At 65.8% G+C, this 13,425-nt stretch carries 12 protein-coding genes; 5 read left to right on the forward strand and 7 right to left on the reverse strand.

Annotated elements, in window-relative coordinates; genetic code table 11:
- Nucleotides 1-115: 115 nt before the first annotated feature.
- Entirely contained in the window at nucleotides 116-553 is a 438-nt protein-coding gene (locus FMM79_RS18055) for a PilZ domain-containing protein (protein ID WP_148629000.1), read from the forward strand.
- A gap of 133 nt (nucleotides 554-686) precedes the next feature.
- On the opposite strand, the gene FMM79_RS18060 is transcribed toward FMM79_RS18055, so the two are convergent.
- The 4 genes from FMM79_RS18060 to FMM79_RS18075 all read right to left on the reverse strand — a co-directional run bounded on the left by FMM79_RS18060 (nucleotide 687) and on the right by FMM79_RS18075 (nucleotide 6,041).
- Nucleotides 687-1,661, reverse strand: a complete 975-nt coding sequence (locus FMM79_RS18060; protein ID WP_148628831.1) for a MarR family transcriptional regulator — start codon at nucleotides 1,659-1,661, stop codon at nucleotides 687-689.
- Between the two features lie 83 nt (nucleotides 1,662-1,744).
- Nucleotides 1,745-2,755, reverse strand: coding sequence for a ferrochelatase (gene hemH / locus FMM79_RS18065; protein WP_148628832.1), 1,011 nt, complete (start codon nucleotides 2,753-2,755; stop codon nucleotides 1,745-1,747).
- On the reverse strand, nucleotides 2,755-5,025 hold the full coding sequence (locus FMM79_RS18070; RefSeq protein WP_148628833.1) for a molybdopterin cofactor-binding domain-containing protein: 2,271 nt from the start codon (nucleotides 5,023-5,025) through the stop codon (nucleotides 2,755-2,757). The genes hemH and FMM79_RS18070 overlap by 1 nt, the downstream gene beginning before the upstream one ends.
- A complete protein-coding gene (locus tag FMM79_RS18075; protein WP_148628834.1) occupies nucleotides 5,025-6,041 on the reverse strand; it encodes an Mrp/NBP35 family ATP-binding protein in 1,017 nt (338 codons plus the stop codon). Before FMM79_RS18075 ends, FMM79_RS18070 begins: the two co-directional genes overlap by 1 nt.
- A gap of 177 nt (nucleotides 6,042-6,218) precedes the next feature.
- Here FMM79_RS18075 and hflK point away from each other — a divergent pair, with 177 nt between their 5' ends.
- The 3 genes from hflK to FMM79_RS18090 all read left to right on the forward strand — a co-directional run bounded on the left by hflK (nucleotide 6,219) and on the right by FMM79_RS18090 (nucleotide 9,914).
- Entirely contained in the window at nucleotides 6,219-7,394 is a 1,176-nt protein-coding gene (gene hflK / locus FMM79_RS18080; RefSeq protein WP_148628835.1) for a protease modulator HflK, read from the forward strand.
- Entirely contained in the window at nucleotides 7,394-8,239 is an 846-nt protein-coding gene (gene hflC / locus FMM79_RS18085; protein ID WP_148628836.1) for a protease modulator HflC, read from the forward strand. The genes hflK and hflC overlap by 1 nt, the downstream gene beginning before the upstream one ends.
- A gap of 145 nt (nucleotides 8,240-8,384) precedes the next feature.
- The gene (locus FMM79_RS18090; RefSeq protein WP_240339310.1) at nucleotides 8,385-9,914 is read left to right on the forward strand and encodes a Do family serine endopeptidase; all 1,530 of its coding nucleotides are present in this window, start codon (nucleotides 8,385-8,387) and stop codon (nucleotides 9,912-9,914) included.
- Nucleotides 9,915-10,192: 278 nt separating this feature from the next.
- On the opposite strand, the gene FMM79_RS18095 is transcribed toward FMM79_RS18090, so the two are convergent.
- The 3 genes from FMM79_RS18095 to phhA all read right to left on the reverse strand — a co-directional run bounded on the left by FMM79_RS18095 (nucleotide 10,193) and on the right by phhA (nucleotide 12,831).
- Nucleotides 10,193-10,747: a VOC family protein gene (locus FMM79_RS18095; RefSeq protein WP_148628838.1), complete on the reverse strand. Its 555-nt coding sequence runs from the start codon at nucleotides 10,745-10,747 to the stop codon at nucleotides 10,193-10,195.
- Nucleotides 10,748-10,861: 114 nt separating this feature from the next.
- Nucleotides 10,862-11,971, reverse strand: a complete 1,110-nt coding sequence (hppD, locus tag FMM79_RS18100; RefSeq protein ID WP_148628839.1) for a 4-hydroxyphenylpyruvate dioxygenase — start codon at nucleotides 11,969-11,971, stop codon at nucleotides 10,862-10,864.
- Nucleotides 11,968-12,831: a phenylalanine 4-monooxygenase gene (phhA, locus tag FMM79_RS18105; protein WP_148628840.1), complete on the reverse strand. Its 864-nt coding sequence runs from the start codon at nucleotides 12,829-12,831 to the stop codon at nucleotides 11,968-11,970. The genes hppD and phhA overlap by 4 nt, the downstream gene beginning before the upstream one ends.
- A 107-nt stretch (nucleotides 12,832-12,938) precedes the next feature.
- Between phhA and FMM79_RS18110 the strand changes: the two genes are divergently transcribed.
- Nucleotides 12,939-13,400 (forward strand): Lrp/AsnC family transcriptional regulator, encoded by a 462-nt coding sequence (locus FMM79_RS18110; protein ID WP_148628841.1) that lies wholly within the window; start codon nucleotides 12,939-12,941, stop codon nucleotides 13,398-13,400.
- Nucleotides 13,401-13,425 lie beyond the last annotated feature (25 nt).

Consider the following 13,425-nt stretch of genomic DNA (forward strand, 5'->3'; position numbering starts at 1 on the left):
GGCGCGTCCCGACGGCGGCAACTTCGCCTGCCCTCTTCCGCACAATTGCGGATAGGGCATTTCGTGAGTCCCGCCCTAACGCCGCCGCAGCCTGTTGCGTGACAAGATGGGCGCCATGCGCGAGACCGACCCTTCCCATCGCCATGTACGCCGCAGGACCATCAGCCGAGGCGCGCTTGAGAACCATCCCGAGGTAGCCTCCGGACGGCGCAGCCAGAGCCGCCTGCGCGTTCGGCTACCCGCACGGATCGAGACTCTGGCCGAAGACTTCCAGGTCATTCTGGCCGATCTTTCCGGCAACGGCGCCCGCTTCCTGACCGACGCCCGGCTCACCAAAGGCAGCGAGGTCGTGCTCGCCTGGGGGCGCCACGAAGCGTTCGGCGAGGTCGTCTGGTGCGCCCACAACCAGTGCGGCCTTGCCTTTGTCGAACCGCTCGATCCGCGCGTACTTCTCGATACGCGCGCGCTCAACGATGCCGCCCAACTCCCCGACGATCGCGCCATGCTCAAGCAGATCGCCTCGCAATGGGTGCGCGGTGTACGGCGCCTTTAATTCGGCTTGGCAGCTCCTCCGGGCCCCGCAACTGGCCCCCTCACGTCCCGTCCGCCGCCTTCGCCGAGACAGCCGAGGTTGCCGATCCCGCGATCAATGGGCCATGGTCCATTGAGGCCGAACTCGGCCATATTCAAAGCGGCATCGCACCAGACAGTTCGAGCTGTGCGAAATAGCGCGCCATCGCATCCTGCGTGGATTGGGACAGCGCAATGAAGGCCCGCCGCCGGTCGCTGTCGTCGCACACGCGCACGAACAGCCCGGCCTCCACCATCTGGCTGATCCAGCGCAGCGCCGTCGTCGGTGGCACGCCCGAGGCGATGCACAGCGACGTCACGGAAACCCGTTTCCCCTCTCCTTGCGAGGCGGTGAGATCGAGCAGCATATCCCAGGCCGGATCGGCAAAGAGGTTGCCTTCGAAGAAGCGCTTGCGCTGCTCGCGTTGGCGCAGGATCCGGCGCACGAGTGCAGGCGGGGGCATTTCAAGCGGCGTATCGGCCTTGGCGGCCTCTCCGGGCTTGGTCTCGACCCGTTGGCCGAAGTCGAAAACAGGACCACTGCCAGGTGCCCCTGCTCCCGATCCGGGTCCCAGGCGCTGGATCTGTCCGGCGATCTGGCCGACCTGTTCGGTCAGCCGCAGCAGCATCAGGCGGTCGTCTTCGGACAGTTCGCGCAGGCGCGTTTGACCGAAACTCGCCATTACCCGTCCCAGCGCCAGCACGCGTTCAGCCCGGTCGGGATCGACCAGCAGGATCGGGTCGGACTGATCCATGCACGAAAAGACGCTGTCGAGCGCCTCCACCGAGGTTGAGACGATGAGCCGTGTACCCGAACGCCTGGCCATCTGATCGAGGCGCGCCAGCATGGCGGTGCCGCGCGCATCCACCTGCGGGCAGTCGACAAGGACAATGTCGCCCAGCGGCCGGACATCCTCGAACGCGAGGTCCTCCAAGCTCCCCGTAGCGGTCACTTCCAGCCCGGCGGCAACAGCGTCTTCGCGCGCGCCCGCGCGCAGATTGGGCCTGTCCGCGTAAATCGAGAGCCGGGTACGCGCCTGCCCGGCCTCCCCGTAAGCGAAATCTCGTTGCGAAACGTCCGTCCCTCGCATCTGCCCGACTCCGTAAACTTCCGATAGAACAGGAGTAGAACAAAGAGGAACCACGTCAATCGAGCGGCGCGGTTAAATTCCTGTCACCACCCGCCAAGCTCCTGACGAACAAGAACTTCGAGCATCTCAATGCCTATGGGCTTGGCGTTGAGGCACGTCAGTGTCGCGAAGTCCTTGCCACCTGCCTCCTCGAACTGTTCGCGTCCGCGCAGGGCGAGTTCTTCCAGTGTCTCCACGCAATCGGCCGAAAAGCCCGGAGCCGCAACCGCGATCCGTTTCGTGCCCGCAGCGGCTTCTTTCGCCAATACCACGTCGGTCGCCGGTTCAAGCCACTTGGCCCGCCCGAAGCGCGACTGGAAGCTCGTCTCGACCCGCAGGTCGGGCAAGCGCCCGACCAGCCGTTCGGAGAGCAGACGCGCGGTCTTGCGGCATTGACAGTGATAGGGATCACCCAGATGCAGCGTGCGTTCGGGCATGCCGTGGAAGGAGAGCAGCAGCACCTCGGGCTTGAACGCCAGCGCCTCCATCTGCGCGGCGAGGTCCTCTTCCAGCGCCGCGATATGGGCGGGATGGTCGTAGTAGGGGGGAAGCGTACGAATGGCAGGCTGCCAACGCATCGTCTTCAGCGCCTCGCCCAGCTTGTCCATGACCGAGGCCGTCGTCGCGCCCGAATATTGTGGATAGAGGGGGGCAATGAGGATGCGGTCACAGCCCTCGTCCTTCAGCGCCTGCAGCCGGTCGGGGATCGAGGGATTGCCATAGCGCATCGCCCAGTCGACCCGGACTATCCCGCTCAGGCGCGCCTGAAGCGCCTCGGCCTGGTCGCTGGTAATGGCCGCCAGGGGCGAGCCCTTCTCGGTCCAGACCTGGCTATAGGCATGCCCGGACTTGGCCGGACGCGTGCGCAGGATGATGCCGTGCAGGATCGGCTTCCAGGCCAGCGGCGGGATCTCGATCACGCGCGGGTCGGACAGGAACTCGGCAAGATAGCGGCGCACGGCCGGCGCCGTGGGCGCCTCAGGCGTACCCAGGTTGACCAGCAGAACGCCGATACGCCCCACAGGGGCCGCCGGATGAGTGTCGGGACGCAGCATCACAGTTCCTCGGAAAAAAGCGGCAAACGCCGGAAACGAAGCCCGGTTGCAGAGAAAAGTGCATTGGCAAGCGCGGGCGCCGCGACCGCAACGCCCAGTTCGCCGGGATCAACCGGCTCGGAATCGCTGGTGACGAAGGCTACTTCGATCTCGGGCGTGTCCCGCAAGGTCGGCAGGCCCAGTTCGCCCAGGGTTTCGGTCTGGGGGCGGCCCTTCACGTAGCGCGTGCTGCAGCCTAGGGCGAGGCCGAGACCGAACAGCAAGCCACCTTCGATCTGCTGGCGCGCAATGTCGGTGTTCACGATCCGCCCGATATCGGCCACCGCGCTCAGCCGTTCGACCTTCACCCCACCTTCCTCGCGCCGGACACTGGCGATAGCCGCGATGTAGCCTCCGCGCAGAGCATGGCAGGCAAGCCCAAGCCCGCTCTGGTCCGCGCCCCCGTCCCACTGCGCCAGGGAGGCGACACGCTGCAGGCATTCGGCAAGGCGCGGCGTCCGGCCGAGCAAAGCCATGCGCAGCGCCAGAGGCTCCCTCTGATGGCGATGGGCCATCTCGTCGAAAAAACACTCGGTAAAGAAGGCGGTATAGCCATGCGCGTTGCCGCGAAGGCGCCCGGTGGGCAGCGCAATGCGCGCAGGCACCTGATCGATCTCGATATGCGGAATGGCGTAGACAGGTACCGCGCCTTCAAGGACCAGTGCATCCTCTTCGCCGTCGACCGCCGCGATGGCCTGAGCCGGTGTGTCGCCATCGATCAGGCGGCGGCCGAACTCGCGCGCGCTGGCCGGTACCGCGATGCGCGCCCGCCAGGCCCCGATGCCTCCGTTGGTGTCCGGACGCCCGGCCATGACCGCGACGGCGGGCGTGCGCGGAAAACCGGCGCGATGCTCCTCGGCGCGCGACCAGACGAGCTGGACGGGCCGTTTCGCCTCCTGCGCAAGGCGCGCCACCTGGCCTGCAAGAGCAACTTCGAGCCGCCGGTCGAAACTACCGCCCAGCGCCATGGGGTAGAGCACGACCTGCGAAGGCGAGAGCCCTGCGGCTTCGGCCGCCATGCGCCGCGCCGCCTCGGGCGCCTGCGTCCCGATCCACAATTCGAGGAGTCCGTCCGCAAGCCGCGCGGTGGCCGCCGCCGTCTCGATCCCGGCATGGAGCGCGGGCGCGACCTCGTAGCGCAACTGAATCGGCAGTGCGCCCCCGGTAAGATCCATCTCCCCCTGTCCGAAGACACGGCGGGCATGGCCATCGCGAAGGGCGGTGTCGAGCGCGGCCTCGACTTCGGCGCTGTCGACGCCCCCGGCGAAGCGGAACAGCGGCTGCATACGCTCCAGCGCGGTCTCGGCCGCCCATCGGTTGCTGGCAAGCGCGGCCACCCAGGCAACGCCTTGCGTTTCACCCTTCACGATCCGCTCGAAGCCGCGCACGTCCTTCCCGCGGGCCTCGTCGATCGTTTCGAGGCGACTTGACTGCGCAATGGGGCCGTGCCGGATCGCGGCGTGGAGCATGCCGGGCAAGCGCACATCGCCTGCAAAGGTCCACGAGCCATCGACCTTGGAGGGAAGATCAAGGCGCGGGAAGGCAAGCTCGGCGCCGGGCGGGAAGTCGCTCGGGTCCTCGGCAGGCGCCACGGGCTGGAGCGGGGGCACATCGGGCGGGTCAAGGCGGCTCGCCGCCTCGGCCAACGCGCCGAAGGGCAAGGTCTGCTCCTGATGGCGGACAAGGCCATCGGCAACAGTGCATTCCTCCCAGGCCACGCCCCAACGCTGGGCCGCCGCCTGCATCAGGAGCGCGCGGGTAGATGCCGCCGCAGCGCGCGCGGGCGCTTCGTAGGCGGCGAGCGCGGTGCCGTCCGCGGTAACGTTGAAGCGGTTGTCCTCCGCCCAGCGGCGGGTGACGAGGTCCTCGGGCTGCTCGACGAGGCGCGGGGCGGCGGGCAACCACATCTCGCCCCAGCGGGCGGCGAGGACGGTGTTGGCATAGTGCGCGCTGACCGGCGCGGGCTCGACAGCAATCTGGCGCCAGTCCGCGCCCAGTTCCATCGCGACGATCTGTGGCAGTAGCGTGGTGATCCCCTGCCCCATCTCCACCTGCGGGACGGCGACAGTGACGACGCCATGGCGCGAGATCTTGATCCAGGCATCGAAAGCCTTTTCGTCGGGCCCGGGCTGGAGCGGTAGCGGAAAGCTGCGCGGGCGCAGCAACCAGCCAATGGCAAGCCCGCCACCGACAAGTCCCCCTACCAGGATGCCCCGACGCGTGACGCGCATCAGTTGCTCTCCGCGACCGCCATGCTATTCAGCCACCCGGCGATCTGCTGGCCCAGCGCGGCAAAGGCCTCGGCCTGCTTGCCATCACCGGCCGCAGGCGGTGTCCCGGCATCGCTCTGGGTGCGGATGGCGATGTCGAGCGGGATGCGCCCCAGGAAAGGCACGCCCAGCTCCTGCGCCGAGGCTTGTACCCCTCCGCATCCGAAGGGATCGCTTTCCTCGCCGCAATGGGGGCAGATGTAGCCCGCCATGTTCTCGACCAGGCCCACGATGGGGACGCCGCCCTTGGTGAAGAGATCGATCGCGCGGGTCGCATCGATCAGCGCCAGATCCTGCGGGGTCGAAACGATGACTGCCCCGGCTGGCTTGAACTTCTGGAGCATGGTCAGCTGCACGTCGCCCGTGCCCGGCGGCAGATCGACCACGAGCACGTCGGCGTCTTCCCAGTGGGCTTCCAGGAGCTGGGTCAACGCACCTGCCGCCATCGGCCCGCGCCAGGCGATGGCCTGCCCGGGTTCGGAGAGGTGCGCCATCGAAAGCACCGGCACGCCCCAAGAGCTCGCCACCGGGACCAGCCGCTTGTCATGGGCGACGGGCTTTGTCCCCTCGGTGCCGAGCAGACGCGCCTGCGAGGGGCCGTAGATATCGGCATCGACCAGGCCGACCTTGAGCCCCTGCCGCGCGAGGGCAACAGCCAGGTTGGTCGAGAGCGTCGACTTGCCGACCCCGCCCTTGCCCGAGCCGACCGCAAGGATGCGCGGGGCCGCCTTGACGGGACCGGTGTCCTTGTCGGCCATGAAGGCGATGCGCACTTCGGCGATATCCTCTTCGCGCAGCAGCGCCTTGCGCGACGCGATCTCAAGCGCGGCGCGATCGCGGGCGGAAAGCCCGGATGCCTCCAGAATCAACGTCGCCGTGCCTTCGGCACAGCGCAGCGATTGCAGGCGCTCGCGCGCCTGGGCGGGAAGCAGCGCGCGCAGCGCCTCGGTATCGGGAGTGCTGTCGGGGCTGCTCATGACAGGGGCGTCACTTTGCGAAATTGTGAGCGGTTCATGGCGCTCAGGTGGCCCAGCGAAGGAAAAAGGGCAAGAGTGGCCCTGTTTTTCGGTGCAAGGGTGTTTTTTGGTCCAAGCCTTCCTATAGATAACGCCATGAAAGCGATTGGCGATGCAATTACGCGAGCAGGCCTGAAGATGGCCGGACGCAACAGCCCCTGGGGCTCGGGCGGCGGCTCATCGGGCGAGGATGGCACCGGATCGGGCCAGGACGGCCGTGGCTCGGATGACAGTTCGGGCGGCGAGGACACCGACAATGGCGGATCCGGCGACGGTTCGGGCGACAGCTCGGGCCCGCGCAATCCCTGGCTTCCCAGCGGAAATCCCCCGCCACGCCGTTCGGCCAGCATCGAGGACATCTTCCGCTCGCGCGATCCGCGCAAGGGCGGGGGTGGTGGTGGCCCGCGCGGCCCCGGCGGCGGCTTCCCGCAGATGCCGCGCCGTCCCGACGGCTCCTCCTGGATGCCCTTCCTCATCGGCGGCGTGGTCGTGCTGTTCCTCTTCCTGTCGAGCTTCCACCAGCTCGATCCGGGCGAACAGGGCGTCGTCACCCGCTTTGGGCGCTATTCGCGCGTCATCGATTCGGGCATCAGCCTGACGGCCCCCTGGCCGATCGAAAGCGTGAAGGTGGAGGACGTGCGTTCGTTCAACGTCGACACCATCCCGGAAGGCAGCGGCGAGAAGCTGATGCTCACCAGCGACAAAAATCTGGTCGACCTGACCTATCTCGTGCGCTGGAACATCAAGGACCTCAAGAACTACACGTTCCGCCTTGCCGATCCGCAGGAAACCGTGCGCGAGGTCGCCGAAACCGCGATGCGCGCCTCGATCGCCCAGATCTCGCTCAACGATGCCATCTCGGGTGATGGACGCGCGCGCGTCGAACAGGACGTGCGCGAGCGCATGCAGACGCTGCTCGACTACTACAAGTCGGGCATCGCCATCCAGGGCGTGGAAATCAAGAAGTCCGACCCGCCATCCAAGACCCGCTCGGCTTTCGAACAGGTGACAGTGGCGCAGCAGGACGCCGAGCGTGACCGTTCCGAAGCGCGCGCCTGGGCCCAGCAGAAGCTGGCCGAGGCCGAAGGTAACGCCTCGCAGTTCGACAAGATCTACGAGGAATACCGCCAGGCCCCCGAAGTGACCAAGCGGCGCATGTATTACGAGACGATGGAGCGTGTCCTGCGCAACAACGACACGGTCGTGGCCGAGGCCGACGGCGTGACCCCCTACATCCCGCTGCCCGAAGTGACCCGCAGGGCCGCGCCGGCCGCCAGCGCGGACGGGAATGCCAACGCGAAGGGAGGCCAGTAATGAGCGCCTCGATGCAGAAGTACACCGGCCTCCTGGTCTCTCTGGCCATCGTCCTTGTCGGCCTGTGGATGAGCGTCATCATCGTGCCCGAAGACCAGCAGGTGGTGATCGTGCGCGGAGGTAAGCCCAACCGCGTCTACAACGCCTATGTCGCGGGCGCGCCCTATGGTGCGACCGATGCAGGCATCCACTTCCACATTCCCGGCTACGAGCGCGTCCAGCGCATCGACAAGCGCCTGCTTTCCGTCGACATGAGCCAGGAACAGGTGCTCTCGACCGACCAGCAGCGCGTCAATGTCGATGCCTATGCCCGCTACCGCATCACCGATCCGGTCAAGATGATCGAGACCGCACGCACCAGCGAGAACGTGACGCAACAGCTGATCCCGATTCTTTCCTCGAACGTGCGTCAGGAATTGGGCAAGCGGACCTTCACCTCGTTGCTGACCGCCGAACGCGGCCAGGCGATGGCGAACATCCGCGACCTGCTCGACAGCGAGGCCCGGCAGTACGGCGCCCGCGTGGTCGACGTGCGCATCAAGCGCGCCGATCTTCCCGACGGTGCCCAGGAAAGCGCCTTCAACCGCATGGTGGCCTCGCGCCAGGAAGAAGCCAAGACGATCACCGCGCGCGGCCAGCGCGATGCCCGCATCATCCGCGCCGAAGCCGAAGCCGAAGCGGCGGGAATCTATGCCGAGAGCTTCGGCAAGGACCCGGCCTTCTACGACTTCTACCGCGCCATGCAGAGCTACGACGTGTCCTTTGCCAAGGATGGCGAAACCGGATCGAAGACCCTGTTGCTTTCACCGGACAATGCCTACCTCAAGCACTTCCGGCAGCCCTGAACAGCCCGGATTTTTGGACAGATACCAGCCCGAGCCCTGCACCATTCAAACCCGGTTAAGTTGCGCCGCTTCATCCGGGGTGCGGGGTCGGAACAAACGGTGCCGTGACACCGTTGCAACGGAGGAATCAAAGGACGTGAAGCCCGTGCGATACGCTTATGGATTGACCACCGCCCTCCTTCTGGGAGGCGCCACCCTCTCGCTGGCGACCGGATACCCCGCCGGGGCGCAAGTCGCCCAGAACGAAGCCAGCCAGATGACGCATGTCGTGCCGCGCTCCGGCGCGCCGGCCAGCTTCGCCGATCTCACCGAACAGCTGGCTCCTGCCGTCGTCAACATCTCAACGCGTCAGCGCATCCAGGTCCAGCAGCAGGCCAACCCCTTTGCCGGCACCCCCTTCGAGGGCATGTTCGGCAACCGCGGCGGCTCGCCCCAGACGCGCGAGGCGCAGTCACTGGGTTCGGGATTCGTGATCTCGGCGGACGGCTATGTCGTTACCAACAACCACGTGATCACCGCAGACGGCAAGGGCCAGGTTGAGTCGATCACTGTCACCATGCCGGACGGCACCGAGTACCCGGCCAAGCTGGTCGGCAAGGACGCCGCCTCGGACCTGGCCGTGCTCAAGATCAACCGCGACAAGCCCTTCCCCTTCGTGAAGTTCGGCGACAGCTCGAAGTCGCGCGTGGGCGAATGGATCATCGCGATCGGCAATCCGTTTGGCCTTGGCGGCACGGTCACCTCAGGCATCATCTCGGCCGTCTATCGCAACACCGGCGGCGGCGGCGCCTATGACCGCTACCTACAGACCGACGCGGCCATCAACCGCGGCAACTCGGGCGGCCCGATGTTCGACATGAACGGCAACGTCATCGGCATCAACAACGCGATCTTCTCACCGACCGGCGGCAGCGTGGGCATCGGCTTTGCCATTCCGGCCGAGACCGCAGCCCCCATCGTCCAGAAGCTCATCAAGGGTGAGGCGATCGAGCGCGGCTATCTGGGCGTACGCATCCAGCCGCTTAACGACGATCTGGCCGAAGCGCTCGGCGTGGAAAAGAACAAGGGTGAATTCATCCAGGCGGTCGAGCCGGAAGGCGCGGCAGCCAAGGCCGGAATGAAGGCGGGCGACGTCGTGATCTCGGTCGACGGCAAGGAAGTGAACCGCGAGCAGTCGCTCTCTTTCCTCGTTGCCAACACCGAACCGGGCAGCCGCATTCCGCTGGTGGTCCTGCGCGATGGCCGCAAGATCACGCTCAACGCCACGGTCGCCAAACGCCCGGGCGAGGACGAGCTGAACCAGGCGTTCAACCCGGACGACGATTCGGACTCCAACCCCTTCGACAACCGCGGCCAGGAAGACACGCAGGGCGTGATCGAGGAAACCCTGGGCGTCTCGGTGATCGACATGAGCCCGCAAATCGCACGCCAGCTGGGCGTCAGCGATCCCTCGAAGGGCGTGGTGATCGCCGGCGTCGACGCCGCCTCGGACGCGGCTCAGAAGGGCCTTCGCCGCGGCATGATCGTGCTTCTCGCCGATGGCAAGGAAGTGAACTCGAAGGAAGAGTTTGCCAAGGCGGTCGAAGCGGCCAAGTCGGAGAAGCGCTCCGCGATGCTGCTGCGCGTCCAGCCACGCGGCAACCCGCCGCTCTTCATCCCGGTGCGCCTGCGCTAAGCGCACCTCGATGACGTGAAAAGCCCGCCGGTCACCCCGGCGGGCTTTTTCGTTGGGTAATACGTGCGGTATAGTTCCGAGGGCCACCGCCCTCGGGCTCCCAAAACAATCGACCTCACTTCCGCAAAGCCACCCTAGCTGAGAACGGTGAAGTCGCCCGATTTGGGGTCAAGGGGCGATGGCCCCTTTAAGTGGTTTCTTCCTTTTACTTTCTCTCCTTGGACGCCCTTCCCTGTTCGCTGTCCAAGCTCAAGGAGGATGGCAGCGTACCAGTACCGTCAGCCCGCCGCCGCCGCCTCATGCAGCCAGGCCGCGTGCCGCGGGGCGCGGCGGGTGCGGCTCCATTCCTCCAGCATGTCGTCCGCCACGGCCTTGAGGCGCTCCATCTGGTCGGGCGTGCCGAACTGCCAGGCCAGTTCCAGCCGGTGGCCGTTGGGGTCGAAGAAGTAGATCGACTTGAACACTCCGTGGTGAACCGGGCCCACGACATTAAGCCCGCGCCCCTCCAGGCGCGTCTTGGCCGCGAGCAGATCGTCCTCGCTCTCCACCTTGAAGGCGAGGTGCTGGACCCACTCGGGCGTCGCGCGGTCGCGGTCCATCGCGGGCGAATTAGGCAACTCGAAAAAGGCCAGAACATTGCCGCCCCCGCAATCGAGGAAGACGTGCATGTAAGGATCGGGTGCGCCGGTGGAGGGCACCTTGTCCTCAGCGATGGCAAGCTGGAAATCCATGCCCAGCACCTCCCGATAGAAGTCCACGGTCTCCTTCGCATCCCGGCAGCGGTAGGCGACATGGTGGATGCCGCCAAGCGACGGTGCATGAGGTTGGGTCATCGCATTCTCTCCCGGTGTTCCATCAGTGGCGTGCCGGACCTCGACCTGGAGGATGGGAGGTCCGGCACGCGGCGGAGGCGGCGGCTCCTTGACGGACCACCTGCCCCGTATTTCTCAGTCGTGCGGGCCGTTTTCCTCGACGTAGAGGACGCCGCGGCGGACCTGGTCGCGCTCCATCGATTCAAACAGCGCTTTGAAGTTGCCTTCGCCAAAACCGTCGTCACCCTGGCGCTCGATGAATTCGAAAAAAACGGGGCCCACCTGCGCCTCGGCGAAGATCTGGAGCAAGAGACGCGGACGCCCGCCCTCAGTCGTCCCGTCGAGGAGAATGCCCCGCATCTGAAGTTCGCCAACATCCTGCCCGTGACCGGGCAGGCGTTCGGCCAGCATCTCGTAGTAGGTTTCGGGCGGAGCACTCATGAATGGTACACCCAGATCCTTGAGGCGGTCCCACGCCGCGACAAGATCATCGGTGATGAGGGCAATGTGCTGGATCCCTTCGCCATTGAAGGCCCGCAGGAACTCCTCGATCTGGCCCTTGCCGCCCTCGCCCTCTTCGTTGAGCGGGATGCGGATGCGCCCGTCAGGGGCCGTCAGCGCCTTGGAGGTGAGGCCGGTGTACTCGCCCTTGATGTCGAAATAGCGGATTTCGCGGAAATTGAAGAGCTTCTCGTAGTAGTCCGCCCAGTAGGCCATGCGCCCGCCGTAGACATTGTGGGTGAGGTGATCGATCGTGTTGAAGCCCGCGCCAGCCGGATGGCGTTCGACGCCGGGCAGGTACGTGAAGTCGATGTCGTAGATCGAAAGCGCCGCCGGGTCAGACGCGCTTTCGTAGCGGTCGACGAGATAGATAATCGAGTTCCCGATGCCCCGGATGCCGGGCAGGCGCAGCTCCATCGGTCCGGTCTCGACATGGACCGGCTCGGCCGAGCGGCGCAGCAATTCCTCATAGGCCGCGCGTGCATCCTTGACCCGAAACCCCATGCCGCAGGCCGAGGGGCCATGCTCACGTGCGAAGAACCAGGCCGGACTGTGCGGTTCATAGTTCGTGATGAAGTTGATCCCGCCCTGGCGCCACAACTCCACGTCCTTTGAGCGGTGGCGCGCCACGCGGGTAAAGCCCATCGCGGTAAACACGGGTTCGAGTACGCCCTTCTCGGGCGCGGAAAACTCCACGAACTCGAAGCCATTGAGGCCAATCGGGTTTTCGAAAAGGTCGGTCATGCAGTCTCTCCCAGATTAGTGAATGTCGTCTCACCCGGCAGGCAAGCGCCCGGGGCAATCGGCGGCGCGTGGCGCCAGCGCGCATAGAAAGGTGTAAGGTCGAGCGCGGCGAGCCGCTCGACGAGCTCGGGCAGGCTCTCCAGGACGAAGTACGTCTCCTGGAAGGCGTCGATCCGGTATCCCGTGCGCATGATCCGCAAGGGATCGAAGGGCAGGCGCAGCACGTGTGGGTCCGTCACCGAGAAGCGCGTCTCACCCGCCGAGGACAGGATCCCAGCCCCGAACACCTTGAGTTTGCCGTCCTCACGCACGAGGCCGAACTCGATGGTGTACCAGTAAAGCCGGGCCAGCATGTCGAGCGCGCCCAGTTCCATTGCCCGCGCGCCCGCCGTGCCATAGGCCTGCAGGAAATCCGCGATAGCCGGGTCGAGCAGCATCGGCACGTGGCCGAAGAAGTCGTGAAACACGTCGGGCTCGACGAGGTAGTCGAGCTCGTGCTCCTCGCGCAGCCAGCGGGTGACCGGGAAACGGCGATGCGCCAGGTGGTCGAAGAAGACCGCGTCCGGAATGAACCCGGGCACAGCGACGAGCCGCCAGCCGGTGGCCGGTTCCAGCACGCGGTTTGCATCCGAAAAGCGCGGAATGGCCTGCGCGCAGTCGAGCCGAGCCAGCCCCTCCCTGAACGCGCGGCAACCATGCCGGCGCGTCAGTTCGGCCTGCGCGTCATAAAGACGGCGCCACCTGTCGTGCATCGCGGGAGTATAGGCATCCCACTCCTGCGTCGCGGTGTAGTCCGCGCCCACCTTGCCATACTCTCCACGAAGACCACTTTCGCTTGTTGTCGTCTGCGGTGTCTTCATGGCTATTATAGTACCATAGGGACCGCGCCGGTTTCGTGCGCAATGCGCTCCCCAGAAGGGCCATCATGGTGTATTCCACCAGAAAACGACCTGGGATTGGATGATTCATGCCGCTGGACGAATTCGACCGGAAGATCCTCGCCGCGCTCCAGGAGGATGCACGCATGCCCGTGGCGCAAGTGGCCGAACACGCCGCGCTTTCGGCGACGCCAGTCAGCCGCCGTATCCGCAAGCTGGAAGACGAGGGCGTGATCCGGGGCTACCAGCCCGTGCTCGATCCCCGCAAGCTGGGGCTGGAACTCAACGCCTACGTGCTCATCAATCTCGATGCCCATTCGGACGTCAACATCGAACGCTTCGAAAGCGCGATTCAGGACAACGACTATGTCATCGCTTGCCATGCGGTGACCGGCGACATGGACTACCTGGTCCACGTCATCGCCCGCGATGTCGAGCACCTCTCTCAGATCACGCTCAAATCCATGCTGCGCATTCCCGGCGTTCGGGACGTTAAATCGATCATCGTGCTCGAGACGATCAAGCCGCCGCTCAAGCTTCCGCTGGGCTGAGGACGGGCCCACTTCATCCGACAGC

Origin of the sequence: Novosphingobium sp. BW1 (assembly GCF_008107685.1) — a bacterium.
GTDB lineage: Bacteria > Pseudomonadota > Alphaproteobacteria > Sphingomonadales > Sphingomonadaceae > Novosphingobium.